Below are 26,307 nucleotides of genomic sequence, written 5' to 3' on the forward strand. Positions count from 1 at the left end.
GGCACGCACACCGGGGACCGCCGCCGCGAGGGCCTGCGCGGCGTCCACGGCGGCCTGTCGCGCGGCGGCCTCGGCGGCCTCGTCCGCGGCCTGGTCCGGCGTCTCGCCCCTGGCGTCCCGCCGGGCCCTCTCCGCCCGCTCGGCCCGCTCCTGGGCGTCCCGGGAGTGCTCCAGCAGCCCGCGCAGCACGGAGGCCTGGGCGAGGACGGCCATGGCGGCGGCGTAGGGGTCCCCGACCGTCTCCCGGCGCAGCTCGGCGAACTCCGGTGACTCCGTCAGCGCCGTGAGGGCCTGGTGGTTGACCAGCCGGGAGACGGACATCTCCGTGCGGCCGCGCAGGCGCGGGCGGGCCTGGTAGGCGGCCAGGAACGCGTCGGTCAGGAGGTCGGCGGCGTGTTCGTGGCGCTCGGTCAGCTCCGCGGTCAGCTCCCGCAGTCCGGCCGACTGCTCGTAGGTGTCGCGCCAGGTGAGCCGGTCGAAGCGGTCCGCGACCACGGCCGAGGTGTGCTTCCCGGAAGCGGTGGCCGCCCGGTGCGGTCGTGCCCCGGCCCCGCCCGCCGGTCCGCCGGGTCCGCTCGGTGCCGTTCCCATGGTCCCGTCCGTCCCGCTGCTCAGAGCCGGTCCTGCACCGTGCTCGCGTCCACGCCGAGGGCCTCGGTGAGGACGCGGGCGCGGACGGCACGCCAGCGGCCGGTGACCCGGTCGATGGTGGCGGTGGAGCGGCCCGCGCCCGCCGCCTCCCCGCGCAGCTCCTCCAGCCGCTTCCCCGCCGTGGCGAGCCTGTTGTGGGCCTTCTTGATGACCCACTCGCTCAGCGCCTCGCGGGACTGCCCGGCCATCGCGTCCAGCTGGACCTCCAGCTCCTCGACGACGTCGGCCAGGTCGAGCGCCTCCTTGGCGTCCGGGTTGACCAGCTGCAGCACCTCGCGCTCGACGACCGGGCGCTGGGCGGGGGAGTCCCACAGCACGTGGGTCAGCACCGACAGGTCCCTCGCGGCGACCTCCGGACGGCCGTCGAGGAACGCGGAGGCCTGGAGCAGGCCCACCGCCTGCCGCCACCGGCGGTCCGAGGCGACGAGCTCCTTGCGGCGCAGGGCGGCCCGCAGCGTGCACACCGCGTCCACGATCGCGTCGGGGACCTCCACGGCCGGGACGGCCTCGGTCACGGCGTGCTGCAGGGCGGCCAGCTCCACCGTGGTCCGCCGCGGGGCCGCCGGGCGGGCGACGGCGGAGCGGACCAGCGCGGCGAAGTTCGAGGGGTCCTCCAGGTACCTCACCTCGATCCGCACCAGCAGCCGGTCGTAGATCGCGGCCGAGTCCTCTCCCCCGGGCAGCTCGTTGCTCGCCGTGATGGCGCCGATCAGCGGGCAGCGGATCGGCTCGCCGCCGTTCTCCGGGTGGTAGATCCGCTCGTTGAGGTAGCCCAGCGTCTCGTTCAGCGCGGCCGTGGAGCACTTGAAGATCTCGTCGATGAACGCGATGTGCGCGGTCGTGGCGCGGCCGTCGTAGACCTGGCGGTACTCGCCCCGGGCCAGCGCGGCGACGTCGATGGGACCGAACATCCTCGTCGGCGCGGTGAACTTCGACAGGAGGATCTCCCAGTAGGACGCCCCCTCGACCCTGCCCGTGAGCTCGCGGGCCATCTCGGACTTCGCCGTTCCGGGCGGGCCGAGCACCAGCGAGTGCTGTCCGGCCAGCAGCGTCACCACCAGCGTCCGCACCACGTCGGCCCGCTCGTAGAAACGGTCCGACAGCTCGTCGCCGATCGCCCGCAGCCTCCGGGCCGTGTCCTGCGCGTCCTCCATGGTCGACTCCCTTGCCTCCGGCACCCCGATGGGCCGACGAGACGGCCCCGCCCCCCGAGGTCACGACGCGGTGACAACGTAGCCGAGGCGATCGCCACGGTGCCGGGCCACCCCCCGTCCCCGTATCGGAACCGGGGACCGGGGTGTTTGACGCGGGCGCGCGGGGGCAGGCGCAGTTCCAGTGCTTCGGACAGGAGGCACGTCCGTGGGAGCCGCACGACGCCGCCGCGGACGCGTCCGTCCTGTTCCCGGACGCCCTCCCACGGTGACCGCCCGAACCCAGGGCCGTGTCGTCGCACCGCCGGCGCCCGTCCCGCGCCACGGAGAGCTCCGCGAGCCCCGGCGCCGGCCGGGCACCCGCCCGGCGGGACGACAGGACCCCGCACTCCGAAGGAGTTGCGACGCACCATGCCGATCCAAGCCGCCGCGAAGCACCCGCACGACGACGCCCCCGACACCGCGGACGCCTTCCACCGTCTGACCACCCTTCCCGAGGGCCCGGAGCGCGACGCGGTCCGGGACCGGATCGTCGAGGCCTGGCTGCCCATGGCCGAACGGCTCGCGGGACGCTTCCGCAGCCGCGGCGAGAGCTACGAGGACCTGCGCCAGGTCGCGGCCCTCGGTCTCGTCAAGGCCGTCGACCGGTACGACCCCGCCCGCGGAAGCGCCTTCGAGAGCTACGCCGTACCCACCGTCACCGGTGAGATCAAGCGCCACTTCCGTGACCACATGTGGACCCTGCACGTGCCGCGCCGGGTCCAGGAACTCCGCAACCGCGTCCGCTCCGCCGGGCAGGAGCTGTCCCAGACCACGCCCGGCCACAGGCCCACCGTCGCCGAGATCGCCGCACACGCCGATCTGAGCGAGGAGGACGTCCGGGTGGGCATGGAGGCCCTGGAGAGCTTCACGGCCCTGTCCCTGGACGCCGAGGTCTCCGGCAGCGACGACGGCTACTCGCTCGTCGACGGCCTCGGCGCCTCCGATCCGGCCCTCGACACCGTCGTCGACCGCGAGGCCGTCAGGGAACGGCTGGCCGCCCTGCCCGAGCGGGAGCGCGCCATCCTCTACATGCGGTTCTTCGACGACATGACCCAGAGCCGCATCGCCGAGCAGCTCGGCATCTCCCAGATGCACGTCTCCCGGCTGATCAGCCGGAGCTGCGACCGGGTGCGGGAACAGGTGCTGCGGGATCCGGCGGCCTGACCCGGCGGCGCGGCGGGCGTCCGAACCCGTCCCTCACCCACACGGGCGCCCCGGTCCCGCGAACGGCGCAGGGCGGCGCGCGCCGCCGGGCCGGGCGGGCTGTGATGGCCGGGGGCGCGAGTGCCGTGCCCCCGCAGCCGTCGCTCGAAGGAGCCCGAACCCATGCGCCGCACCACCCGTGTCCTGTCCGCCGCCGTACTCTCCGGTGCCGCCCTGGGCGTCTTCGCCGGGTCCGGCTCGGCGGACCCGGGCGGCACCCCGCGGCCGGCCGGCGCCGGTGGACCGGCCGCCGAGGTCAGTCCGGCCGACGCCGGTCCGGGCGACACCGTCACCGTCTCGGTCACCTGCGACCCGGCCGGCGGGGCCGCGCCGGACACCCTCGACGCGGTCTCGCCGGCCTTCGACGGGGGCACCGTCGCGCTGCTGAAGGTGGCGGGCGCGGACGGCGGGACCTCCCGGACCGCCTATCGCGGCACCGCGCGCATAGCCCCCGCCGGGGAACTGGAGGCCGACCCGGACGCGGCGGGCCCCGCCTCGCCGTGGACCGTCGACGGCACCTGCCCGGCGTCGTCCGGCGGTGGGGGCAGGCCCTGGAGCGCGGCGATGACGGTGTCCTCCCCGGCGAGCGGCGGCGCCGAACCCGGCCGGTCCCCGGGGAACGCCGCCCCCGAGCCCTCCTGCCGTCCGTCCACCGGGCCCCGCGACGAACCCGCCGTGCCGCGCGAGGCGCCGGTCGTGCCGCGTGAGGAACCCGTCGTCCCCGACGGCGAGCCGACGGCACGTGACGAGACCGCGCCGTATGCCGAGCCCGCCGCCCCGGGCGACGAGGCGGTACCGGACGAGGCGGCCCCGGGCGACGGGTCCGCCCTCGACGGGGAAACCGTCCCGGGCGACGGGTCCGTCCCCGGCGGGGAAACCGTCCCGAACGACGAGGCCGTCCCCGACGACCAGTCCGCCCTCTCCGGCCGGGCCGCCCCCGACGACCAGTCCGCCCTCTCCGGCCGGGTCACCTCCTACGACCGGTCCGCCCTCCCCGGCCGGGCCGCTCCCGCCGGCCACTCCGCCACGCACGGTGTGCCCTGCACGACCAGGCCGCCGTGCCCCGGGCCCACGGCGTGGGACGCGTCCTGCGGCGGCGGGAAGGCGGAGCACGGGGTGCAGGCCGGTACGGGAGGGTCCCTCACCGACTCCGTGCCCGCCCTGGCCGCCGGCGGCGTCCTGATCGCGGGCGCGTTCGGCGGGGCCGCGTACCGGCTGCGGCTGCGGCTGCGCAGGGGGACCCGGGCCCACTGACCCGCCCCGGCCGGGGTGATCGACGCGACGCGGGCCGGAGCCATGACCGGGCGGCCCGATGGGTACTCGGTGCACGACCGGAGCACGAGGAAGGAACCGGACCGTGGCCCGGCGGTGACACGACCCGGCACGACGGAGGCACCCATGCGGCGGACGGACCCCGAGGACGACGCCCCCGAACGCCACGCGGCGCCCGGGGCCGGGAGCCCCGTCGGCCGCGTGCCCGGGGACGACGACCCCGAAGGCCACGGCACCGTCCGCCAGGGCCCGCACCTTCCCGAGGACGGGCTGCCCGTGCTGCCCGAGCTGTCCGCCGTCCTCGCCGCCTCCGCGGGCCGCGCCCACGAGGAACCCGCCGGTGGCGCCCCGGCCCTGCTGGACGCCGCCTGCGGCTACTGGAACCGGCGCGGACTGCCCACCGACCCGGGCCACGTGGCCGCCGCCCCCGGCGCGGGCGCCCTGCTGCTCGCGCTGACCGCCGCGCTCGGCGGCGACGTCCTCGTACCGCGTCCCTGCGCCGCCTGGTGGGCACCGTACGCACGGCTGCTGGGCAGACCCGTCTTCCACGTCCCCACCCCCGCCGAGTCCGGTGGCGTCCCCGATCCGTACGCCCTCCTGGAGACCGTGCGCCGCGTCCGCGCCGAGGGCGGCGACCCGCGCCTGCTCGTGCTCTCCGTCGCCGACGACCCCACCGGCACCGTCGCGCCGCCCGAGCTGATGCACGAGACCGTCGAGGCCGCCGTCGGCGAGGGACTGCACCTGGCCGACGACGAGACCTGGCGCGACACCCTGCACGACCCGCACGCCACCGTGCTGCTCAGCCCCGCCGAGATGCTGCCCGACCACGTCACCGTCGTCACCGACCTGGCCGGCGCGCTGCTGCCGCCGGGCTGGCCGGCCGCGGTCGCCCGCTTCCCCGCGTCCGCCGCCGGGAACGGCCTGCACGCGCGCGTGCTCGACGTGCTCACCGCGCTCGGCGCCCGCATCGCCGCGCCCCTGACCGCCGCGGCCGGGTACGTGCTCACCGAACCCGAGTCGGTCACGGCCCGCCGGTCGGCAGCCGTACGCCTGCACGCGCGCGTGGCCGCCGCCGTGCACGCCGCCGTCGTCGCCGCGGGCGCCACCGCCCGGCCCCCGCAGGCCGGGCGCCACCTGTACGCCGACCTCGGCCCGCTGCGCGACGCGCTCGGCGCCCGGGGAGTCGGCGACGCCCAGGAACTGGAGGACTTCCTCACCGCCCGGCTCGGCATGCCCGCTCCCGGCGGCCACCGCTTCGGCGACGACCTCCTCGCCCTGCGCGTCCGGCTGTCCACCGGCCCGTTGCTGGGGGACACCGACGAGCGGCGCGCGGAATGCCTCGCCGCACCCGACCCGTTGGAACTTCCGCACGTGCACGCCGCGTTGACCGGTCTGAAGTCGGTCTTCGGCGATCTCTGTGACGCTCAGCGATGGGAGCCTCCTCGATGACGCAGCAGCCCCGGTCGACCGCGAGCACCACCACGCCCGTCCAGGACCAGGACACCCGCGCTCCCTCGGCCACGGCCGCCCCCTCCCCACCGCTCGCCGAGCCCCGGCCGCTGGCCGAACGCCGGGTGTGGCCGCGGACCTTCCACGACCGGCTGACCGCACCGCTGCCCGGTCTGAAGGCCTTCGCCAGATTCGCCCGCGAGGGCGCGGTCAGACCCGGCCCCGAGGGCCTCGCCGACATCCCCAGGCTGCCGTACGCCCCCGGCCCGCCGCCCCGCGTGGACGCCCGCACCGTCGCGGTGACCTGGGTGGGACACGCCAGCTGGGTGGTGAGCATCGGCGGGCTCACCGTGCTCACCGACCCGGTCTGGTCCCGCCGCATCATCGGCACCCCCGCCCGCATCACCCCCGTCGGCGTCGCCTGGAACGACCTGCCGCGGGTCGACGCGGTCGTCATCAGCCACAACCACTACGACCACCTGGACGCCCCGACGCTGCGCCGGCTCCCGCGCGACACCCCGGTGTTCGTCCCGGCCGGGCTCGGCCGCTGGTTCCACCGGCGCCGGTTCACCCGCGTCACCGAGCTGGACTGGTGGGAGGGGGCTCTGCTGGACGGGGTCCGCTTCGACTTCGTGCCGGCCCACCACTGGTCCAAGCGCAGCCTCACCGACACCTGCCGCACCCTGTGGGGCGGCTGGGTCCTCACCGGCCCCGACGGCCGGTGCGTGTACTTCGCCGGCGACACCGGGTACGGCCACTGGTTCTCCCGCATCGGCCGCCGCCACCCCGGCATCGACCTCGCGCTGCTCCCCATCGGCGCCTACGACCCGCGCTGGTGGCTCAGCGACGTGCACTGCGACCCGGAGGAGGCGGTCCGGGCCGCCCGGGACCTGGGGGCCCGGCGGATGGCGCCGATGCACTGGGGCACCTTCGTGCTGTCGGCCGAACCGGTCATGGAACCGCTCACCCGCGTACGCGCCGCGTGGGAGCGGGCGGGCCTGCCGCGGGAGGACCTGTGGGACCTGCCCGTCGGCGGCTCCCGCGTGCTGGACGACGAGTGACTCCCGCGTGCCGGACGGCGAGTGACTCCGGCGTGCCGGACGGCGAGCCGGCGCCAGGCGTAGGGGCCGCGTTCCGCCGTCCCTACGCCTTCGCCGGCCCCCGCAGCCGGCGCCAGGCGCTCGGTGCCGCGCCCACCAGCACGGTGAGCGCGATCGCCGCAGCCACGCCCTCCCACGGCTCGCTGAACAGCGAGCCGCTCAGGATCCCGATCAGCTGGTACGTCACCGCCCAGGCCACACAGGCCGGCAGGTTGCCCCGGGCGAAGCGGCGCGAGGGCCACTCGGCCAGCAGGCAGGCCAGCATCACCGGGATCCGGCCGGCCGGCACCAGCCGGGACAGCACGAGCACCGCGACGTCGTGCTCGGCGAGCTTCTCCCGCGCCTGCTCCAGCCGGTCCTCGGGCGCCCGGGACCGGATCACCTCCAGCCAGCGCGACCCGTTCTTCGAACCGACCCCGCGCCGCCCCAGCCAGTACAGCGCCATGTCCCCGCAGAACGCGGCCAGCGATGCCGTCACGAACACCATCAGCAGCGAGAACGGCAGCGTCTGGTGCATCGCCACCACCGCCGCCGAACTCACCAGCACGCCCGTCGGCACCACCGGCACCAGCGCCCCGATCAGCACCAGCAGGAACAACGACGGATAACCCAGCGCCTGCTGGGTCGGTTCGGTCGGGATGCTCGTCACGGCGGTGCCCAGCAAGGTCACCTCGAGGCCCCCACCCGCACGCTCTCGCCGTGCCCCAGCCGGTGCACCACCACGTCCGGCGCGCGCAGCGCCGACAGGCGCACGAACTCGTCGCCCGGCGTGTGGAACTCGTGGGGGCGCACGGCGTCCATCCCGATCGGCCAGTACGTGCCGTAGTGCACCGGCACCGCCGTGGACGGCGCCAGCCGGGCCAGCGCCTCGGCGGCCCGCCCCGCGTCCAGGTGGTCGGGCCCCAGGTACGGCCCCCAGCCGCCGACCGGCAGCAGCGCCGCGTCGACGGGCCCGACCTCCTTCTCCATCCCGTCGAACAGGCCGGTGTCCCCGGCGAAGTACGTGCGGCCCTCGCCCTCGACCACGTAACCGAGCGCGGGGGAGCGGTGCGGGCCGAGCGGCAGCCGCCGCCCGTCGTGCCGCGCGGGCACCACGCGTACGCGCAGGTCACCGACCGTCGTCTCGTCACCGGGCGCCACCTCGGTCAGCCGCAGGTGCCCGAGCCGGCGCAGCCCCGGCACCGCCCGTCGCGCGCCCCGGGGCACGAGCAGGCGCGTGCCCGGCGCGAGCCGCGCGAGCGACGGCACGTGCAGGTGGTCGGCGTGCAGGTGGGACACCAGCGTCACGTCCGCGCGCCAGGCGTCCGGCGGGGGCACCGGGCCCCGCCGGCGGCGCAGGTGGGCGAGCCGGCGGACGAACAGCGGGTCGGTGAGCACACGTATGTCCGAGTCCTCGACCGTGCAGGTGGCGTGACCCCACCACGTGAGCTCCACCGGCACCTCTTTGCCTCCTTCGCGCGACTCCCCGAAGCCTACGTCCAGGAGTAGGGTCGGCGGCGAAAACGGGAGGTGAGGGGGACACCGTGAGGACGTTACGGGTGACGGCGATCGCGAGTCTGACGCCACTGGAACGGCTGGACGACGATCCGTTCCTCGTCGACTCCCGCAGCCAGCACGCCATGTGCGCACGCTGGGCCGCCGAGCAGGGGTACGTCGTCACCCGGGAACTGCTGGTCAGCGGGTTGCGACCCGACCACGACGCGCTGTGGGACGACGTGCGCCCCGGGCAGGACCTGTTCGTGGCGCCCAGCCACCGGGTGCTGCGGAGCGCGCTGTCGTCCGTGGAGGAGTTCACCGCGGAGTGCGCGCGGCGCGGGGTGCGGGTGGAGACCGTCGGGCACGAGGAGCCGTCGTACGACGCCCGGATGAAGGCGTGCGTGCACCGCAGGCTGTCGATGCCGACGGCCGGGTACGACGGCCGCTGACCACCGGCCCGCCGGGAGACCGGGCGTGTCCCGGGTGAACGGGGCCAGGGGGGACAAAAAGGCGTTCCGGAGCGTTGTGGCAGGGTGGGGAGGGCCCGCGCGGACGACGGGCCGGGACGTGAGGTGTGCGGAGCGTGGGTGGAGGGCGTTGGCGCCGGGGCGCCAGTCAGATCGGGCGCAGCATCGCCGTGTGGGCCGTCTCCACGGTGACCATGCTGGTGCTCGCCGGGATCCTCCCGGACTTCCGGCTCCAGTCCCCCGACGGTGACAGCGCGACCGACATCGCCGTCACCGCCGCGGTCGGCGCCGGTGCCTTCGGCTTGTTGTCGGCCCTGGTGTGGCCGCTGCTGGTCCGGCTGCTGCTGCTGGTGCCCGCGCTGGTCCTCGGGCTGCTGGTCTTCTTCCTCAACGGCGGACTGCTGCTCCTCGCGCTGGACGTGAACCCGACCGCGCGCGGCGGCGTCGCCCCGGAGACCGCCGTGGTGGTGGCCGCCGTGATGTCCGCCGTGGCCTCGGCCACCGGGGGTGCCCTGGCCGTGCGCGACGACGACGCCTACCGGCGCCGGCTCTACCGGCTCGCCGACCGCCGCCGCAGATCCGGCCCGCCCTGCCCGACCGGCCCCGGCACCGTCTTCCTGCAACTGGACGGCGTCGGCCACGACGTGCTGCTGGACGCGGTCGACGGGGGCCTGATGCCCACCGTCGCCCGCTGGCTCGGCCGCGACGGCTCCTCCGCGACCCACCGGCTCGCCCCGTGGCGCACCGACTGGTCCAGCCAGACCGGCGCCAGCCAGCTCGGCATCCTGCACGGCAGCAACCACGACGTCCCGGCGTTCCGGTGGTACGAGAAGGACAGCGGCGAGGTGGTCGTCTGCAACCGCCCCACCAGCGCCGCCGACCTCCAGCGGCGGGCCATCGAGCGCACCGGCGACGGCGGACTGCTCACCTTCGACGGCGCCAGCCGCGGCAACCTGTTCAGCGGCGGCGCCGACGAACAGGCCCTCGTGCTGTCCATAGCCACCCGCCGCCGCAGCCGGGAGAACCGCTCCCGGTCCGGCTACTTCGCCTACTTCTCCGACCCGGCCAACGCGGTCCGCACCGCCCTGTCCTTCGTCGCCGAGGTGTGCCGGGAGATCGGCCAGTCCACCCGCGCCCGCGTCCACAAGGTCCGCCCCCGCGTCTCCCGCGGCGGCCTCTACCCCTTCGTCCGGGCCTTCGCGACCGTCGTCGAGCGGGACGTCGTCGTCGCCGCCGTGATGGGCGACATGCTCGCCGGACGCACCGCCGTCTACGCCGACCTGGTCGCCTACGACGAGGTCGCGCACCACTCGGGACCGCGCAGCCGGGACGCCGCGAAGGTCCTCCAGCGGCTCGACCGGTCCCTCGCGCTGATCGAGAAGGTCGCCGAGCACGCACCCCGCCGGTACCGGATCGTGGTCCTGTCCGACCACGGCCAGAGCCCCGGCGAGACCTTCCGCTCCCGTTACGGCCTCACCCTCGCCGACCTGGTGCGGGCCGGCTGCGGACTGCCCGTGCCGCGCCGGGCGCGGCGCACCCGCAGCGGCGCCGAGGCGCGCACCGCCGTCCGGGCCGCCCTGCACCGGCCCGTCGAGGAGGGCGAGGAGCGGCGCCGGCCCGCCGACCGCCACTCGGAGCCGGTCGTGCTGGCCTCCGGCAACCTCGGCCTCGTCTCCTTCCCGGACGTGCCGCACCGGATGAGCCGCGAGGAGATCGACGCCCGCCACCCGGCGCTGCTGCCCACCCTCGCCAACCACCCCGGCATCGGCTTCCTGCTGGTGCGCAGCGAGGAGCACGGCGGTGTGGTCCTCGGCGCGCGCGGCGCGGAGATGCCCCTGGACCGGCTCGACGAGGACCCCGGCCCGCTCGCGCCGTTCGGCCCCGGAGCCGCGGACGCCGTGCGCCGCACGCACTCCTTCCCGCACACCGCCGACATCATGGTCAACTCCTCCCACGACCCGGCCGACGGCGAGGTCCTCGCCTTCGAGGAGCAGATCGGCTCCCACGGCGGGCTCGGCGGCGCCCAGTCGCGGGCCTTCCTGCTGTCGCCCGTCGTCCTGTCCGCGCCGGCCGGCGACGGGACGGACATCGTCGGCGCCGAGCAGGTCCACCGGGTGCTGCGCCGCTGGCTGCGCGAGTCGAACGGCCCGCAGGTCCCCGTGGACGATTCCCGGTCCACGAGCCGGGACGGCGCACCTTTTGCGGTCCCCGAGGGGCTCGCGCAGGACAAAATCGCCTGATTTGGCACTGTACGCGTGGATGCCGGACCATGGGCGAGGCCCCGGCGATCCCGGGCACTCGTTCCAAGGAAGGCGTTCCACCCCATGCACGTCACCGGGACCGTCCCCCCACCGGCTCCGGACCAGCGGGAGACCCCCGCGGCCCCCACCCCGGAACCCGGCACCACCCGGCACGCCCGCCGCTTCGGGCTGCCCGTCGCCACCGCCCTGGTCATGGGCAACATCATCGGCGGCGGCATCTTCCTGCTCCCGGCCTCGGTCGCGCCCTTCGGCACGATCAGCCTGCTCGCCTTCGGCGTCCTGACCGTCGGCGCGATCACCCTCGCCCTGGTCTTCGGCCGGCTCGCCGCCCGCGACCCCCGCACCGGCGGCCCCTACGTCTACGCCCGCGGGGCCTTCGGCGACTTCGCCGGCTTCCTCGCCGCCTGGGCGTACTGGATCACCACCTGGGTGTCCAACGCGGCGCTCGCCGTCGCCGCCGTCGGCTACCTCGACGTCCTGATCCCGGTGAACGACCACCGCTGGACCGCGTGCCTGGCCGCGCTCGTCCTCCAGTGGCTGCCGGCGCTCGCCAACTTCGCCGGCACCCGCTACGTGGGCGCCGTCCAGCTGGTGTCCACGGTGCTGAAGTTCGCGCCGCTGCTGCTCGTCGCGATCGGCGGACTGTTCTTCTTCGACCCGGACAACCTCGGCCCGTTCAACGCGACCGGCGGCAGCGGCATCGGCGCGGTCTCCGCCGCCGCCGCGATCCTGCTCTTCTCCTACCTCGGCGTGGAGTCCGCCGCGGTCAGCGCGGGCGAGGTCAAGAACCCGCGCCGCACGGTCGGCCGGGCCACGGTCATCGGCACCTGCGGCGCGGCCCTCGTCTACCTGCTCGGCACCCTCTCCGTCTTCGGCACCGTCGCCCACGACCGCCTGGTCGACAGCTCCGCCCCCTTCTCCGACGCCGTGAACGCCATGTTCGGCGGCGCCTGGGGCGGCTGGGCCGTCGCGGTCGCCGCCCTGGTGTCGATGACCGGCTGCCTCAACGGCTGGACGCTGCTGAGCGCCCAGACCCCGTACGCCGCCGCGAAGGACGGCCTGTTCCCGGCCGTGTTCGCCCGCAAGCGGCGCGGTGTCCCCACCGTCGGCGTCGGCGTCACCGTCGTCCTCGCCTCCCTCCTCACCGTCTACAACTACACGTCCGGCTCGGCGAAGATCTTCGAGGTCCTGGTCCTCGTCACCACCTTCACCGCGGCCGTGCCCTACCTGCTGGCCACCGCCGCGCAGCTCTTCCACCTGGTCTCCGGGCAGCGCGAGCGCGTGAACCGCGCCCGGCTGGTGCGCGACGCCGTGATCGCCTCCGTGGCGGCCGCGTTCTCCCTGTGGCTGGTCGCCGGCGCCGGTTACGCGGCCGTCTACCAGGGCGTGCTGTTCCTGTTCGCGGGCGTACTGGTCTACGCGGTGATGGCGGCCCGGCGGCAGCGGACCCCGGAGGGGGAGCGGTCTTCCGGGTGAGCCGGGCCGGAGTGTGATCGGATGGGGGCGGGAACCCGGACACGGGCTTCCCACCGCCCCTGTACAGCAAGAGCATTCGAGAGGATCCGCCGTGGCAACCACGCGCTCCGCACACACCGTCTGGGAAGGCAGCCTGACCGAGGGAAGCGGTGTCGTCACCTTCGACTCGTCCGGCATCGGCGAGCAGTCGGTGTCGTGGCCGTCGCGCGCCGAGCAGGCCAACGGGAAGACCAGCCCGGAGGAGCTGATCGCCGCCGCCCACTCCAGCTGCTTCTCCATGGCGCTGTCGCACGGCCTGACCGGCGCCGGCACCCCGCCCGCCAAGCTGACCACCTCGGCCGACGTCACCTTCCAGCCGGGCACGGGCATCACCGGCATCCACCTCACCGTGGAGGGCGACGTCCCCGGCATCGACGAGGAGGCGTTCACCGCCGCCGCCGAGGACGCCAAGAAGAACTGCCCGGTCAGCCAGGCCCTGGCGGGCACGACCATCACCCTGACGGCCAAGCTGGCCTAGGGCCCGCCGTTCGGGTCGGCCGGAGGGAACGACGCCTTCCGGCCGACCCGGGCGGGGGCGGGCGTGCGGTACAGGGAGGGGGCTCAGGGCTTGCGCGCCACCCCCGCGTACACCGGGACGATGCCCTCCGCGTGGACCGCCACGTCCTCGGGGTCCGGCCGCCACCCGATCACCGGGATGACGCCGGGGCCGAGCAGCTCCAGGCCGTCGAAGAACCGCGCGAACTCGGCGAGCGGACGCGGGTGGAACGGCGTGCCGCCGCGGGCGAACAGCGCGGCGGCCCGGCCGACCGCCTCGGGGTTCAGGTCGGGCGTGACCTGGGAGAGGATCAGGTGGCTGCCGGGCGCGAGGACGTCGACGTACCGCTTCAGCAGCCCGTACACGTCGTCGCCGTCGACCGCGTCGTCCAGGTAGTGCGTGAGGGCCACCAGCGACAGGGCGACGGGCCGGTCGAAGTCCAGGCACTCGCCCGCCAGCCGCAGGATGGTGTCCGGGTCCCGGACGTCGGCGTGGACGTACTCGGTGGCGCCCTCCGCCGAGCCGTGCAGCAGCGCCTCGGCGTGCCGGAGCACGATCGGGTCGTTGTCGGCGTACACCACCCGCGCCTCGGGCGCGACGCCCTGGGCCACCTGGTGCAGGTTCGGCTCGGTGGGGATGCCCGTGCCGATGTCGAGGAACTGGCGCACCCCGGCCTCGGCGACCGTACGGACCGCCCGCTGCATGAACCGGCGGTTGGCACGCGCCCCGCGCACCGCCGTGTCGTCCGCGGCGAGGATCCTGCGGGCCAGCTCCTCGTCCACGGGGTAGTTGTCCTTGCCGCCCAGCCACCAGTCGTAGACACGGGCCGGATGCGGCCGGCTGGTGTCGACGGGGGCGGACGCGGCGTCGGGTCCGGTCATGCGGTGTCTTCTCCCTCGGGGGGTGCTGTCGGGCGGCCGGGTCAGTAGTCCTCGCGGTACTCCCGCAGGATCTTCTCGGTGCGCTGGGCGGAGGCGGCACGCGCCGTCATGTGGTCCAGGACCTCCAGGTGCGTGGAGACCTCCTCGCGCGAGTCCAGGTACAGCGCACCGGTCAGGTACTCGGTGAAGACCATGTCGGGCAGCTCCGGCTCGGCGAAGCGGAACAAGGTGAACGGCGCGTACGTCCCCGGGTGCGGACCGTCGTCGAACTCGGCGACCTGCAGCGTCACCCGGTCCCGGGCGGAGAGCTCCAGCAGCCGGTCGAGCTGTTCGCGCATCACCCGGCCGTGGACGCTGACCGGGCGCCGCAGCACCGTCTCGTCCATGATCACCCACAGGTGCGGCGGGTCCGGCCGGTCCAGCAGCCGCTGCCGCTCCATGCGCAGGGACACGTGCCGCTCGACGGCCTCCCGTCCCGAGTTCCCTATCGTCCCGGCGTCCAGGACCGCGCGCGCGTAGTCCTCGGTCTGGAACAGGCCGGGCACGAAGTGCGGTTCGTAGGAGCGGACGATCCGCGCCGCGCCCTCCAGGCTCACGTACAGGCTGAACCAGTCCGGCAGCACGTCGGTGTAGCGCTGCCACCAGCCCGGCCGGTTCGCCTCCTCGGCCAGCGCGACGAACGCCGCGACCTCGTCCTCGGGGACGCCGAACTCCGTCAACAGGATCTGGACGTACGGTATTTTCAGGGCGACCTCGGCCGTCTCCATGCGCCGTACGGTCGCCGGCGCCACCCGGAGCACCTTGGCGGCCTCCTCGCGCCTGAGGCCCGCCGCCTCCCGCAGCTCCTGCAGCCGCCTGCCCAGCACCACCTGACCCACGGTGGGTGCCGCCCGTCGCTCGCTCACGCCACGCCTCCCCAACGCGCCCAAGTCCGCCCGCAGTCTGTCATGTTCCCCTGTCGGTTCCACAAGGGGTGCGAGGGAGGGGAGGGGTCGATTACCCCCCGGGTAATCGACCCCTCCCCTCCCGGACGGGATCGTGGAGACACCGGGGGCCGGACCGGCGCACTCCGGCCCGGCCCCCGGCTCCCCGCAGCCTGTCCGATCCCGACGGAGGATGACTCACCATGTCCACGAACCAGCTCGCCGTACTCGCCCGCACCCTCGAGCCGCAGCTGATGCTCCGCCGCTTCCTGACCCTGGACGCGGCCGTGACCGGCGCCAACGCGCTCGCCTACCTCGCCCTGTCCGGGCCACTGGGCCGCTTCTTGGGGGCCGGGCCCGGGCTGGTGGCCGGTCTCGGCGCGTTCCTGGCCGCGTACGCGACGGCCGTGGGTCTGCTGGCCGCACGCCGGCACCCGCCGGCGCTCGCGGTGCGGGCCGTCGTGGAGGCCAACCTGGCCTGGGCGGCGCTGAGTTTCGCCGCCCTGGCCCTCTGGCTCACGCCCACCACGGCCGGCGCGGTGTGGACCGTGCTCCAGGCGCTCGTCGTCACGGGCTTCGCGCTGCTGCAGCACGCCGCGCTGAGGCAGCGTCAGGAAAGGGACGTGTGAAGGTACTCGACCGTCGCCGGGTCGGCCGGGAGCAGCGTCTCGATGGCCAGCTCGGCGACCGTCACGTCCATCGGTGTGTTGAAGGTGGAGATGGACGAGATGAACGACAGCGTCCGGCCCCCGTGCTCGATGCGCAACGGCAGCGCGAAGTACGGCACCGGCTCGTCCGGCTCCTCGTCGTGGGCGTCGTCCGGCACCGGGTACGCCGCGACCTCCTCGTACAGCGCCCGCAGGGATCGCGAACGGTCCAGGGCGATCTGCCGCCGCATCTGTTCCAGCAGATGACCGCGCCACTCGCGCAGGTTGCGGATGCGCGGCGCCAGGCCCTGCGGGTGCAGCGCCAGCCGCATCGCGTTCGGCCGGGGCGTGAGCAGGTGCCCGGGCAGGCCGTCCATCAGCATCGCGACGCCCTGGTTGGCCGCCAGCACGTCGTACGTCGCGTCGACCACCAGCGCGGGATAGGGCTCGTAGCCCTTGATCAGGCGTTCCATGCCCGCGCGCAGCGCGTCCAGCGCCGGGTCGTCCAGCGGGGTCTCCGGATAGTGCGGGGCGTAGCCCGCCGCCAGCAGCAGCGCGTTGCGCTCCCGCATGGGGACGTCGAGCCGCTCGGCGAGCCGCAGCACCATCTCCTCGCTCGGGCGGGAACGGCCCGTCTCGATGAAGCTGATGTGCCGGGCGGACGAGTCGGCGCGCAGCGCCAGCTCCAGCTGGCTGACCCGCCGCCTGACCCGCCAGGCCCGCAGCAGCGGACCCACGCCCCGGGCGGTGGGGGTGGTACCGGACACGAGTGCGGTCATACGCCGAACGGTAGTCGACCGCGGGCCCGCCCGGCCGGTGCTCCGATCCGGGCCGCGACGGCCCCGCTGTGGCAGGCTGGGAGGGGAACCGAGGACGTACGGGGCCGCCACCCGCGCCCCTGGCAGACGAGGAGCGCAGCCCATGCCCGTCGAACCGCTGTCGCAGAAGGAGATCGAGGAGCGGCTGGCCGAGCTGCCGGGCTGGTCCCTCGACGCCGGTCGCCTCACCCGCGCCTACCGGCTCGCCTCGCACTTCGCGGCCACCGCGATGGTCGTCCACATCGCGCAGGTGCAGGAGGAGCTCGACCACCACTCCGACCTGACCCTCGGCTACAACACGGTGACCCTGGCGGTCAGCACCCACAGCGCGGGCGGCGCCGTCACCGAGAAGGACGTCGAGCTCGCCCGCAGGGTGGAGGAACTGGCCGGGGGTCACGGGGCACACTGACCGTGTGCTCGACTACGACCAGGAAGCGGAACGCTACGACGCCCTGCGCGGCGGCGAACCCCGTGCCGAAGCCGCCGCACGGGCCGTCCTGAGCCTCGTGCCCCCTCGGGCGCGCGGCCTGCTGGACGTCGCCTGCGGCACCGGCATCGTCACCGGCCGGCTCGCGGCCGCGCGGGAGGGGCTGCGCGTGACCGGCGTCGACCTCGCCCCCGCCATGGCCCGCCGCGCCGCCGCCCGGCTCCCCGGCGCCGTCGTGCTGGCCGACAGCCGCCGACTTCCCTTCCGGGACGGCGAGTTCGACGCCGTGAGCAGCGTGTGGCTGCTGCACCTGGCCGGCGGCGTCGAGGACGCGCGCGCCATCGTCGGCGAGTGCGCCCGCGTGCTGCGGCCCGGCGGGGTGTACGTCACGACCGTCGACAAGGGGGCCGCGCACAACGTGGGCAGCGACATCGACGCCGTGCTCGCCGAGCGGCCGCCCAGCACCGCCCACGACGCCGCCGAGGCGGTCGAGTCGTACGCCCGCGCCCACGGCCTGGCACCGGTCGGCGAGGCCCGCTTCACCGGCCACGGCCAGGGCCGCAGCCCCCGGCGCACCATCGCCGACCTGCGGCGCGGCTGGTTCGTCACGCTGCCGCCGGGCGGGGAACTCGCCGAGCGCTTCGCCGAGCGCCTCGCGGCCCTGCCCGACCAGGACCGGCCCCGGCCCGATCCGGTCTTCACCCTCCGCGCGTTCGCGAAACCGTAGCCGGAGGGCGGCAACCCCGCTGTCCCCGGCGGCGACTGGGGGACGGAAAACCGTCCGTCCCCCAGGAGGTCCGCCCCGTGAGCCACCCCCACAAGCACCGCAGACGCCCCCTCGCCCTGGCCGCGGCCCTCGCCGCCGCCGGACTCCTCGGCACCGGCCTGACGACCCTCACCACCGACACCGCGCAGGCCGCCACCGCCCGGCAGGCCGAGGCCCTGGACCGGGGCGTGGTCAGCGTCCACACCGCCGACGGCAACCTGGTCGGCTGGCGCTGGCTCGGCACCGACCCGGACGACGTCGCCTTCAACGTCTACCGGGCCGGCACGAAGGTCAACTCCTCGCCCGTCACCGGCTCCACCACCTACTTCCACGCCGGCGCCCCCGCCCAGGCCGACTACACGGTCCGCGCCGTGGTGAACGGCGTCGAACAGGGCGACTCGGTCCACGCGATCCAGTTCCGGGCCGGCTACAAGGACGTCCCCGTCAGCCCGCCGGCCGGCGGCACGACCCCCGACGGCGTCTCCTACACCTACGAGGCCAACGACGCCTCCGTCGGCGACCTCGACGGCGACGGCGCCCTCGACATCGTCCTCAAGTGGCAGCCCACCAACGCCAAGGACAACTCCCAGGCCGGCTACACCGGCAACACGATCGTCGACGGCGTCAGGCTCGACGGCACACGCCTGTGGCGCGTCGACCTGGGCCGCAACATCCGCTCCGGCGCCCACTACACGCAGTTCCAGGTGTACGACTACGACGGCGACGGCAGGGCCGAGGTCGCCATGAAGACCGCCGACGGAACGAAGGACGGCACCGGCGCGGTCATCGGCAGCTCCTCGGCGGACCACCGCAACTCCTCCGGCTACGTCCTGTCCGGCCCCGAGTACCTGACGATGTTCGACGGGCGGACCGGCAAGGCCATGGGCACCGTCGACTACGTCCCCGCCCGGGGCACCGTCTCCTCCTGGGGCGACTCCTACGGCAACCGCGTCGACCGCTTCCTGGCGGGCACGGCGTACCTGGACGGCTCCCGGCCCTCCCTGATCATGGCCCGCGGCTACTACACGCGCACGGTCGTCGCCGCCTGGGACTGGCGCGGCGGGTCCTTCACCCGCCGCTGGACCTTCGACACCAACTCCTCGACCAACAGCGGCAAGGGCTACGACGGGCAGGGCAACCACCAGCTGTCCGTCGCGGACGTCGACGGCGACGGCAAGGACGAGATCGTCTACGGCGCCATGGCCGTCGACGACGACGGCGGCGCCCTGTGGACCACGCGCAACGGCCACGGCGACGCCATGCACGTCGGTGACCTGGATCCGTCCCGCCCCGGCCTGGAGGAGTTCAAGGTCGACGAGGACGGATCGAAGCCCTCGTCCTGGATGGCGGACGCGCGCACGGGGCAGGTCGTCTGGTCCACTCCCGCGGGCGGCGACAACGGCCGGGGCGTCTCGGCCGACATCTGGTCCGGCAGCGCGGGCGCCGAGTCCTGGTCGTCCGCCGAGAGCGGCATCCGCAACCCCAAGGGCACGGTGGTGAACGGCCGCAAGCCCTCCAGCACCAACTTCCTGTCCTGGTGGGACGGCGACCCCGTCCGCGAACTCCTCGACGGCACCCGCATCGACAAGTACGGCACCTCCGGTGACACCCGCCTGCTCACCGGCTCCGGCGTCGCGTCGAACAACGGCACCAAGGCCACGCCGGTCCTCTCCGGCGACATCCTCGGCGACTGGCGCGAGGAGGTCGTCTGGCGGACCAGCGACAACAAGGCCCTGCGCATCTACTCCACGCCGTACGACACAGACACCCGCATCACGACGCTGCTCCACGACACCCAGTACCGCACGGCTCTGGCCTGGCAGAACACCGCCTACAACCAGCCGCCCCACCCGAGCTTCTTCATCGGCGCCGGGATGGCGAGGGCACCGAGGCCGGCGGTGTTCACCCCCTGACCCCGGGCGCCCCGGTCACGCGGCCGGGGCGCTCCCGATCCCGAACCGATGGGCTCCGACGGGCCAGGCCCCCGCGGCGACGTGCGGCGATGGCATCCCGTTTCCGCACCTCCCGGGGGACCATGACGGACAGCGCTCCCGGCCGGCCCGCCACTTTGCCCGCCCCTGCCGAGCCGCCCGTCGCGCGGGGGAAGGGACCCGGCCCGCCCGCCGCCGGGCTCCTCGGCCCGGCCGTCCGCTGCCCGGCCACCGTCCGCACCGCCGCCGTCGACGCGTGGCTCCCCCTGCTTCGAAGCACGTCCTACCGGTCGCGCTCGGGCCAGATGAGGCCCTGATCGGTCCAGATGACACCCTTGTTGCGGCAGAGGCAGAAGGGGTGGCCGACGGGGTCGGTGTAGACGCGGAAGCCGTAGCCGTCGGGGTCGGCGCAGTCCCGCTGCAGGGTCGCGCCGAGGGCCAGGACGCGGTGCTGTTCGGCCTCGATGTCGTCGACCTCGAAGTCGAGGTGGAACTGCTTGGGGTGCTCGTTGTCGGGCCACTGCGGGGCGCGGTAGTCCTCCACCCGGATGAAGGCCAGCTCGATCTCGCCGAACCGGATACCGGCCCAGTTCTCGTCGCTGCCCTCCTTGACCGGCAGCCCCGACACCTCGGAGTAGAAGGCTGCCAGTGTCATCGTGTCCGGGCAGTCGATGATGAAGTCGGTCAGGCGTAGCATCCCGCGATCTTGCCACGGGACCGAACGGGCCGGACCCCGGGTCGGGCCCCGGGGCATCGACCGCACCGCGCCACCGACACGGTTTCGTCACGGGATCTTCACCCCGGGTGTTTCCGGGAGATGATGTGCCACGCAACCGCATCCGCCCCGGGGGGAAGAACCTTGAGTAACCACATCACGCCGCCGCCCGTGCCGCCCTACTGGCCGCCGGCGCCCCCGCAGCCCCCGAAGCGGAATCACACCGCGCTCGTCGCGGTCGCCGCCGCCGTGGTCGCCGCCGCGGTCGCGGTCGCGGTCACCGTCGGTGTCACCGGCGACGACGAGGCGAAGCCGGCGCCCACGGTCACCGTGACCGAGACCGTGGAGGCCGGGGCCGACGGAGACGCCGGGGACGCCGCCGCGGCCGACGAGGAGACCGAACCCGCCCCCGAGGCGTCCGACGACGGGGTGTACGCCCTCGGCGACACCGCCACCTACGCCAACGACATCCGGGTCGGCCTCTCCGGTTTCAAGCGGGCGGTGTCCACCGACACCGCCATGCCCGAGAGCACGCCGTACGTGAGGTTCACCGTCAAGGTCGACAACGGCGGCAGCGAGACGCTCGACGCCACCGCGCTCACCGTCAACTGCTCCTACGGCAAGGACGGCCACAGCAGCGAGGCCGTCTTCGACAGCGCCACGGGCCTGAACGGCGGCCCCGAGACGCAGCTCCTCGCCGGACGGTCGATCAACGTGCCGTGGGGCTGCGAACTCCCCAAGGGCGAGAAGCTCGTCCAGGTCGAGGTCGTTCCGGACTACGAATCGGACCCCGCCATCTTCACGGGCGAGATCAAGTAACACGCCTTCGGCGGAAGGCTGCGGGCCGGACACACCCGGCCCGCAGCCGGAGAACCGCTCCGTCCGCGGTGCGCCTCGCGGGGACTACTCGAGCAGCTCCGCGTACGCGCCCATGGCGAGGGCGATGTCCGCCTGCGCCCAGAAGCGGTGGTACGTGAACGTGGGCGCGGCACCGCCCGCGAGATAGCTCTCGATCTTCGACCAGGCGGGGTCGTCCTGGTAGAAGGAGCGGATCGAGGCGAAGGTCGACGACGAGTCGATCGTGTCGCCGTTCGGCATGGTGCCGCTCCAGCCGCCGGGGACGGAAACCGCGTCGTCGAAGCGGTTGTAGTCGGCGCGGGTCTCCGGGACGGCGATGCCGAGCGCGTCCTGGTCGTTCTCCCACATGCCGTCCAGCAGCGCCTTGGCGGTGGCGGCCGCCTCGGTGTCGCCCGAGCGGTCGGCGTAGTACGTCAGGGTCTTGGCGTACGCCGCCGCCACACCGACGTCGTTCGTGTAGTCGGCGACCGTGACGTGCAGGCCCGCGTTGGCGCCCGGGGACGCGGCGTTCCAGGTGTCGGGCTTGCCCGACCACTGCAGCGTCGACGGGATCCGGAAGCTGCCGTCCGGGTTGACCGTCGTCTCCGACAGCGCCCAGTCCACCCACTTGTCCAGGACCGTCTTGGCGTCGGCGTCACCGGTCTGCTGGTAGTACTCGGCGACCCGCTCCATGGACCACGCCTGGAAGCCGAACCACTGGTTGGACGGCGGGTCGTGGTACACCGGCTTCTCGTCGTAGTACATGCCGTAGAAGGTCGGCGTACCGGCCGGCGGCGTCGCGTACCGGCCCGCCCAGCTGTTGGTCGCGCCGCCCGCGATGGCGCCCTCGTCGGACTGCAGCCAGCGGTAGAACTCCAGCTGCCGGTCCAGGGACTTGGCCCAGTCCGCCGCGCCCGTCGCCGACTTGGGCTTCAGGTCGGCGTAGCTGCTCAGGGCGTAGGCGGCCAGCGGGTTCTGGTAGCCGCCGTGGGCGTGGCTGGAGCCGATGCGCCAGGCCCAGCCCGCCGAGGTGTCGGTGGCCCCGCCCCAGGCGTAGTACCAGGACAGCAGGTAGTGCGAGGAGTCCTTGCCGGTGCCGGCCGGGCAGCTCGCCGGGCCCACGCAGGTGCCGACCTTCTTGAAGTACTTGTCGTACATCGCGTAGCGCAGGTAGTCGCCCATCTTGGCCGCCTTGGCCACCGTTCCGGAGACCGCGGCGCCCTTGCCCTGCTGCTTGGCCCAGACGTCCGCCCAGTACGCGGCCTGCACGGCGCGCGCGTCGGCGTCCGGGGCGTTGGTGAACTTCCACTGCTTGGCGTAGGAGGAGTCACCGGTGAACAGGTCCAGGTAGCCGTTCCTCCCGCCGTACTTGAAGGCGTCGCAGGTCGGCTGCGGCACCGTCTCCCACACCGACTCCTGCGCGCCGCGCTGGAAGGTGTTGATGTACGACGGGCCGGTGTCGGAGGGGCCCGCCTCGCACTTGCCGGGCGAGTTGCCGTAGCCGTAGGTGTTGTCGACGTCCTGGAGCCAGTGCATGCCGTACACGTCGTCCGTGCCGTACGCCGACTTCAGCTCGGCGGCGATCGGGTCCGGGCCGACGGGCACGGTGCCGTCGAGCTTCGCCGGGTACTCCTCGGGCGTGTCCAGCTCGGGGGCGTACGTGGCCGGCTTGGACGCGTTGTAGAAGGAGCTGGTCGGCTGGTCGGCGTGCGTGGGGATCATGTACTTCTCCATGATTCCCCAGGCGTTGTTGAACTTGGACCAGTCACCGGTGACCTTGCCGTACATCGCCTGGAGCCACAGCAGGTAGCTGTACGCCTCGGACGTGGTCTCGTGCCCGTGGTCCGGTGCCTCGACGATCAGCGTCTCCACCGAGTGGTACGGGATGCCCTCGGGGGAGAAGTAACCGCTCGCCGGATCGGTGATCTTGCCGTACAGCTCCAGGAAGCGGGCGTCGTAGTCCTTCGCCGCCGCCAGCTGCGTCACCGTCACCGAGGCCTTGCCGTGCCCCGGGGCCGTCGACTCGAAGACCGCCGAGCCGGTACCGGAGGCGTCGGCGGCCACGGTCACCTTCTGCGCGGTCTGCCAGTTCGACGGGGTGAAGGTGAGACGGGCCCCGCCGGTGACGGACAGGCCGGTGTTGCCGCTCACCCGCGCCGTCGTCACCGTCACGTCCGCAGCCGGCTGCTTGGACAGCTTGACCTCGTACGTGGCCGACTCGCCCTGCTGGACCCCGAGTTGACTGGGCGTGGCGACCACGGCCGGTCCCGAGGCGACGGTGATGCCGACCGGGGTCGAGTCCGCGGAGGCGCCCTCGCTGTCGTAGGCCTTCGCCACCAGGGAATGACTGCCCACGGTCAAGCCGGAGGCCGAGTACGTGTAGGGCGCGCTGGTGTCCGTGCCCAGCAGGGTGGTGTCGTCGTAGAACTCCACCTTGGCTATGGTGGCGCCGTCCGCGGCGGCGGCCGTGGCCGCCAGGGGCACCGCCTCGCCCTGCGTGTACACGGCGCCCGCCTCCGGGCTGGTCAGCACGGCGATCGGCGGCTGGTGCGCGCCGGTGCACGGGGTGCCGTTGACCGCGAAACCCGTCGGTGCGGTGTTGGTGCCGCTGTAGGTGAACTGCCCGCCGGTGGAGACGGCGGCGCCGGCCGCGATCCGCGCGTTGTACGGGGCGTTCCTCACGGTGACCGTCCGGCCGGACTGGGACCAGCTGCCGTTCCAGCCGTTCGTCAGCTTCTGGTCACCCGTGTAGGAGTAGGTCAGCGTCCAGCCGTCGATGACGTCGGAACCGCGGTTGGTGAGGGTCAGATCGGCGGTGAAACCGGAGCCCCAGTCGTTGGTCCGGTAGTCGACGCTGCACTGGAGCGCCGCCGCCCGGGCGGGAGTCGCACCGGTGCCGACCATGGTGAGGGGAAGGGCGAGGGCCGCCGCCGCGGCCGTCCACAGGTGCCGTGTGCCACGGCGTCTGCGTCTGCGTAAGGGGTGCATGGTGCTGGTTCCTCCTTGCGGCTCGAAGGGGAGTGGGGGAGGAGCAACAAGCTGTGAACCAGTGGGAGCGCTCCCATAGTGGGGAGGGGGCTCCGGGCGGTCAAGATGTGTGAAGAGTCGAAAAGATTCGACGGGCGGCGCGGACCGGAAAGTCGGTTACTCCTCTGTTCTTTGCCGTCACTTGGCGCTACCTTCGCTTGCACCAGTGGGAGCGGTTCCACCAGTCGACGCGTCCGTCACGGCGCGCCCGAACTGCAAGGAGTCGCTCGTGCGTCACCCCCCGCTCCACCTTCCGCGTTCAGGACTTGTCGCCACCGATGCGGCCGGTCCGACGCGTGATCGTCCGATGTACCGGTGCACAGCTCTCCCCGAGGGCTGCTCCTCCCTGCCCGCGGGCCGCTCCCGGCCTCCGGTCGCGGCGGCGCCCCCGTGCCGCCCGGCGGCGGCCCGCCCCCGGCGGGCAGGCGGCCCCGCACACCCCCACCCGCACCCCGACGACAGAAGGAACCCCCACTCATGACCCGTACCAGAACCGCGATGCTCGCCGCCCTGACGCTGGTCGCCGGCGCCTCCGGCACGGCCCTCGCCACCCACTCCGCGAGCGCCGGCGCGGCGGCCGCCGCCTGTACCGTCGACTACACGGTGCAGAACGACTGGGGCAGTGGCTTCACCGCCGCCGTGACCGTCACCAACAACGGTGCCGCCACCTCCAGCTGGAAGCTGGGGTGGACGTACGCCGGCAACCAGAAGGTGACCAACAGCTGGAACGCGAAGGTCACCCAGAGCGGCGCCGCCGTCACCGCGGCCAACGAGTCCTACAACGGCACGCTGTCCACGGGCGGTTCGGCGAGCTTCGGTTTCCAGGGCACCTACAGCGGCAGCAACGCGATCCCGGCCACCTTCACCCTCAACGGCGTGACCTGCAACGTCGACGGCGGACCGACCGACCCGACGGATCCGACCGACCCCACGGACCCGACCGACCCCACGGACCCGTCCGGCCGGGTGGACAACCCCTACGCCGGCGCCAAGGGCTACGTGAACCCGGAGTGGTCCGCGCACGCGGCGGCCGAGCCCGGCGGCAGCCGGGTCGCCAACCAGCCCACCGGTGTCTGGCTGGACCGGATCGCGGCCATCGAGGGCGCGAACGGCGGCATGGGCCTGCGCGACCACCTCGACGAGGCGCTGGCGCAGAAGGGCGACGGCGAGCTGTACGTCCAGCTCGTCATCTACAACCTGCCCGGACGCGACTGCTCGGCCCTGGCCTCCAACGGCGAGCTGGGCCCGACGGAGATCGACCGGTACAAGACGGAGTACATCGACCCGATCGCCGAGATCCTCGCCGACCCGAAGTACGCCTCGCTGCGGATCGTCACCACGGTCGAGATCGACTCGCTGCCCAACCTCGTCACCAACGTCTCGGGCCGGCCGACCGCGGTGCCCAACTGCGACGTGATGAAGGCCAACGGCAACTACCAGAAGGGCGTCGGCTACGCGCTGAACAAGTTCGGCGACATCCCCAACGTCTACAACTACATCGACGCCGGCCACCACGGCTGGCTCGGCTGGGACGACAACTTCGGCCCCTCGGCCGAGATGTTCAAGACGGCCGCCACCACCGAGGGCGCGACCGTGGACGACGTCCACGGCTTCATCGTCAACACCGCCAACTACAGCGCGCTGAAGGAGGACAACTTCAAGATCACGGACAGTGTGAACGGCACGTCCGTGCGCCAGTCCAAGTGGGTCGACTGGAACCGCTACACCGACGAGCTCTCCTACGCCCAGGCCATGCGCGACAAGCTGGTCTCGATCGGCTTCGACGAGAACATCGGCATGCTCATCGACACCTCCCGCAACGGCTGGGGCGGCACCCAGCGCCCCACCGGCCCCGGCGCCACCACCAACGTCGACACCTACGTCAACGGTGGCCGCTACGACCGGCGCATCCACCCCGGCAACTGGTGCAACCAGTCCGGAGCGGGTCTCGGCGAACGGCCGCAGGCCAACCCCGAACCGGGCATCGACGCCTACGTGTGGATGAAGCCGCCGGGGGAGTCGGACGGCGCGAGCAAGGAGATCTCGAACGACGAGGGCAAGGGCTTCGACCGGATGTGCGACCCGACGTACACCGGCAACGCCCGTAACGGCAACAGCATGTCCGGTGCCCTCCCGGACGCCCCGCTCTCCGGGAAGTGGTTCTCCGCGCAGTTCCAGGAGCTGATGAAGAACGCCTACCCGCCCCTGCCGTAGGCGGGCTCCGGCGCAGCCGTACACCGTCGGGGTCCGGC

Annotated in this window: 22 protein-coding genes and 1 pseudogene; 14 read left to right on the forward strand and 9 right to left on the reverse strand. The window is 73.7% G+C overall.

Features of this window, described 5'->3' with window-relative positions:
- A pseudogene (locus JHAT_RS24930) lies at positions 1 to 591 on the reverse strand (hypothetical protein); the annotation flags it as partial.
- Positions 592 to 611: 20 nt separating this feature from the next.
- Positions 612 to 1,805 (reverse strand): AAA family ATPase, encoded by a 1,194-nt coding sequence (locus tag JHAT_RS24935; RefSeq protein WP_107482014.1) that lies wholly within the window; start codon positions 1,803 to 1,805, stop codon positions 612 to 614.
- Positions 1,806 to 2,213: 408 nt separating this feature from the next.
- Here JHAT_RS24935 and JHAT_RS24940 point away from each other — a divergent pair, with 408 nt between their 5' ends.
- The 4 genes from JHAT_RS24940 (at position 2,214) to JHAT_RS24955 (ending at position 6,829) form a co-directional block, all read left to right on the forward strand.
- The gene (locus JHAT_RS24940) at positions 2,214 to 3,008 is read left to right on the forward strand and encodes an RNA polymerase sigma factor SigF (protein WP_077800498.1); all 795 of its coding nucleotides are present in this window, start codon (positions 2,214 to 2,216) and stop codon (positions 3,006 to 3,008) included.
- A 162-nt stretch (positions 3,009 to 3,170) separates the two neighbouring features.
- Positions 3,171 to 4,301, forward strand: a complete 1,131-nt coding sequence (locus JHAT_RS24945; protein WP_077800499.1) for a hypothetical protein — start codon at positions 3,171 to 3,173, stop codon at positions 4,299 to 4,301.
- A gap of 144 nt (positions 4,302 to 4,445) precedes the next feature.
- The gene (locus tag JHAT_RS24950; protein WP_107482015.1) at positions 4,446 to 5,768 is read left to right on the forward strand and encodes an aminotransferase class I/II-fold pyridoxal phosphate-dependent enzyme; all 1,323 of its coding nucleotides are present in this window, start codon (positions 4,446 to 4,448) and stop codon (positions 5,766 to 5,768) included.
- Entirely contained in the window at positions 5,765 to 6,829 is a 1,065-nt protein-coding gene (locus JHAT_RS24955; RefSeq protein ID WP_077800500.1) for an MBL fold metallo-hydrolase, read from the forward strand. The genes JHAT_RS24950 and JHAT_RS24955 overlap by 4 nt, the downstream gene beginning before the upstream one ends.
- A gap of 82 nt (positions 6,830 to 6,911) precedes the next feature.
- Here the strand turns inward: JHAT_RS24955 and JHAT_RS24960 are convergent, their stop codons facing one another.
- Together JHAT_RS24960 and JHAT_RS24965 are read right to left on the reverse strand one after the other, a co-directional pair.
- Positions 6,912 to 7,538: a DedA family protein gene (locus tag JHAT_RS24960; protein ID WP_077800501.1), complete on the reverse strand. Its 627-nt coding sequence runs from the start codon at positions 7,536 to 7,538 to the stop codon at positions 6,912 to 6,914.
- Positions 7,535 to 8,308, reverse strand: coding sequence for an MBL fold metallo-hydrolase (locus JHAT_RS24965; protein WP_171991038.1), 774 nt, complete (start codon positions 8,306 to 8,308; stop codon positions 7,535 to 7,537). The genes JHAT_RS24960 and JHAT_RS24965 overlap by 4 nt, the downstream gene beginning before the upstream one ends.
- 83 nt (positions 8,309 to 8,391) lie before the next feature.
- Here JHAT_RS24965 and JHAT_RS24970 point away from each other — a divergent pair, with 83 nt between their 5' ends.
- From JHAT_RS24970 to JHAT_RS24985, 4 genes are all read left to right on the forward strand, one after another.
- Complete coding sequence (locus JHAT_RS24970) at positions 8,392 to 8,793, forward strand: recombinase family protein (protein ID WP_077800502.1); 402 nt, start codon at positions 8,392 to 8,394, stop codon at positions 8,791 to 8,793.
- Between the two features lie 125 nt (positions 8,794 to 8,918).
- A complete protein-coding gene (locus JHAT_RS24975; RefSeq protein WP_077800503.1) occupies positions 8,919 to 11,051 on the forward strand; it encodes a phage holin family protein in 2,133 nt (710 codons plus the stop codon).
- An 84-nt stretch (positions 11,052 to 11,135) separates the two neighbouring features.
- Positions 11,136 to 12,548, forward strand: a complete 1,413-nt coding sequence (locus JHAT_RS24980; protein ID WP_077800504.1) for an amino acid permease — start codon at positions 11,136 to 11,138, stop codon at positions 12,546 to 12,548.
- Positions 12,549 to 12,639: 91 nt separating this feature from the next.
- Entirely contained in the window at positions 12,640 to 13,065 is a 426-nt protein-coding gene (locus tag JHAT_RS24985) for an OsmC family protein (protein ID WP_077800505.1), read from the forward strand.
- 83 nt (positions 13,066 to 13,148) lie between these two features.
- Here JHAT_RS24985 and JHAT_RS24990 read toward each other — a convergent pair whose 3' ends face one another.
- Both JHAT_RS24990 and JHAT_RS24995 read right to left on the reverse strand, forming a co-directional pair.
- On the reverse strand, positions 13,149 to 13,964 hold the full coding sequence (locus JHAT_RS24990; RefSeq protein WP_077800506.1) for an SAM-dependent methyltransferase: 816 nt from the start codon (positions 13,962 to 13,964) through the stop codon (positions 13,149 to 13,151).
- Between the two features lie 41 nt (positions 13,965 to 14,005).
- Entirely contained in the window at positions 14,006 to 14,869 is an 864-nt protein-coding gene (locus JHAT_RS24995; protein WP_077800507.1) for a helix-turn-helix transcriptional regulator, read from the reverse strand.
- Between the two features lie 221 nt (positions 14,870 to 15,090).
- On the opposite strand from JHAT_RS24995, the gene JHAT_RS25000 reads away from it, so the two are divergent.
- Positions 15,091 to 15,516 carry a hypothetical protein gene (locus JHAT_RS25000; protein ID WP_077800508.1) on the forward strand — a complete coding sequence of 142 codons (426 nt, stop codon included), beginning with the start codon at positions 15,091 to 15,093 and terminating at the stop codon, positions 15,514 to 15,516.
- Here the strand turns inward: JHAT_RS25000 and JHAT_RS25005 are convergent.
- Complete coding sequence (locus JHAT_RS25005) at positions 15,498 to 16,313, reverse strand: helix-turn-helix domain-containing protein (protein WP_077800509.1); 816 nt, start codon at positions 16,311 to 16,313, stop codon at positions 15,498 to 15,500. The genes JHAT_RS25000 and JHAT_RS25005 overlap by 19 nt on opposite strands.
- A gap of 142 nt (positions 16,314 to 16,455) precedes the next feature.
- On the opposite strand from JHAT_RS25005, the gene JHAT_RS25010 reads away from it, so the two are divergent.
- From JHAT_RS25010 to JHAT_RS25020, 3 genes are all read left to right on the forward strand, one after another.
- A complete protein-coding gene (locus JHAT_RS25010; protein WP_077800510.1) occupies positions 16,456 to 16,761 on the forward strand; it encodes a 4a-hydroxytetrahydrobiopterin dehydratase in 306 nt (101 codons plus the stop codon).
- Positions 16,762 to 16,765: 4 nt separating this feature from the next.
- A complete protein-coding gene (locus JHAT_RS25015; RefSeq protein ID WP_077800511.1) occupies positions 16,766 to 17,506 on the forward strand; it encodes a class I SAM-dependent methyltransferase in 741 nt (246 codons plus the stop codon).
- 77 nt (positions 17,507 to 17,583) lie between these two features.
- Entirely contained in the window at positions 17,584 to 19,458 is a 1,875-nt protein-coding gene (locus tag JHAT_RS25020) for a rhamnogalacturonan lyase (protein WP_077800512.1), read from the forward strand.
- A gap of 301 nt (positions 19,459 to 19,759) precedes the next feature.
- Here JHAT_RS25020 and JHAT_RS25025 read toward each other — a convergent pair whose 3' ends face one another.
- Positions 19,760 to 20,173, reverse strand: a complete 414-nt coding sequence (locus tag JHAT_RS25025; RefSeq protein ID WP_077800513.1) for a VOC family protein — start codon at positions 20,171 to 20,173, stop codon at positions 19,760 to 19,762.
- Between the two features lie 162 nt (positions 20,174 to 20,335).
- Between JHAT_RS25025 and JHAT_RS25030 the strand changes: the two genes are divergently transcribed.
- Positions 20,336 to 21,010, forward strand: a complete 675-nt coding sequence (locus JHAT_RS25030; RefSeq protein WP_077800514.1) for a hypothetical protein — start codon at positions 20,336 to 20,338, stop codon at positions 21,008 to 21,010.
- Positions 21,011 to 21,094: 84 nt separating this feature from the next.
- Here JHAT_RS25030 and JHAT_RS25035 read toward each other — a convergent pair whose 3' ends face one another.
- Positions 21,095 to 24,016 (reverse strand): glycoside hydrolase family 48 protein, encoded by a 2,922-nt coding sequence (locus JHAT_RS25035; RefSeq protein WP_077800515.1) that lies wholly within the window; start codon positions 24,014 to 24,016, stop codon positions 21,095 to 21,097.
- Positions 24,017 to 24,532: 516 nt separating this feature from the next.
- Here JHAT_RS25035 and JHAT_RS25040 point away from each other — a divergent pair.
- Positions 24,533 to 26,269, forward strand: coding sequence for a glycoside hydrolase family 6 protein (locus tag JHAT_RS25040; protein WP_077800516.1), 1,737 nt, complete (start codon positions 24,533 to 24,535; stop codon positions 26,267 to 26,269).
- Positions 26,270 to 26,307: the final 38 nt, after the last annotated feature.

The sequence above is a fragment of the Streptomyces sp. JHA26 genome, from assembly GCF_002005565.1.
Lineage (GTDB): Bacteria > Actinomycetota > Actinomycetes > Streptomycetales > Streptomycetaceae > Streptomyces.

Bases quoted from the DNA above. Each gene is read 5' to 3' on its own strand.
- JHAT_RS24935 (WP_107482014.1), bottom strand. From the start codon at position 1,805: ATGGAGGACGCGCAGGACACGGCCCGGAGGCTGCGGGCGATCGGCGAC.
- JHAT_RS24940 (WP_077800498.1), top strand. From the start codon at position 2,214: ATGCCGATCCAAGCCGCCGCGAAGCACCCGCACGACGACGCCCCCGAC.
- JHAT_RS24945 (WP_077800499.1), top strand. From the start codon at position 3,171: ATGCGCCGCACCACCCGTGTCCTGTCCGCCGCCGTACTCTCCGGTGCC.
- JHAT_RS24950 (WP_107482015.1), top strand. From the start codon at position 4,446: ATGCGGCGGACGGACCCCGAGGACGACGCCCCCGAACGCCACGCGGCG.
- JHAT_RS24955 (WP_077800500.1), top strand. From the start codon at position 5,765: ATGACGCAGCAGCCCCGGTCGACCGCGAGCACCACCACGCCCGTCCAG.
- JHAT_RS24980 (WP_077800504.1), top strand. From the start codon at position 11,136: ATGCACGTCACCGGGACCGTCCCCCCACCGGCTCCGGACCAGCGGGAG.
- JHAT_RS24990 (WP_077800506.1), bottom strand. From the start codon at position 13,964: ATGACCGGACCCGACGCCGCGTCCGCCCCCGTCGACACCAGCCGGCCG.
- JHAT_RS25000 (WP_077800508.1), top strand. From the start codon at position 15,091: ATGTCCACGAACCAGCTCGCCGTACTCGCCCGCACCCTCGAGCCGCAG.
- JHAT_RS25005 (WP_077800509.1), bottom strand. From the start codon at position 16,313: ATGACCGCACTCGTGTCCGGTACCACCCCCACCGCCCGGGGCGTGGGT.
- JHAT_RS25010 (WP_077800510.1), top strand. From the start codon at position 16,456: ATGCCCGTCGAACCGCTGTCGCAGAAGGAGATCGAGGAGCGGCTGGCC.
- JHAT_RS25025 (WP_077800513.1), bottom strand. From the start codon at position 20,173: ATGCTACGCCTGACCGACTTCATCATCGACTGCCCGGACACGATGACA.
- JHAT_RS25035 (WP_077800515.1), bottom strand. From the start codon at position 24,016: ATGCACCCCTTACGCAGACGCAGACGCCGTGGCACACGGCACCTGTGG.
- JHAT_RS25040 (WP_077800516.1), top strand. From the start codon at position 24,533: ATGACCCGTACCAGAACCGCGATGCTCGCCGCCCTGACGCTGGTCGCC.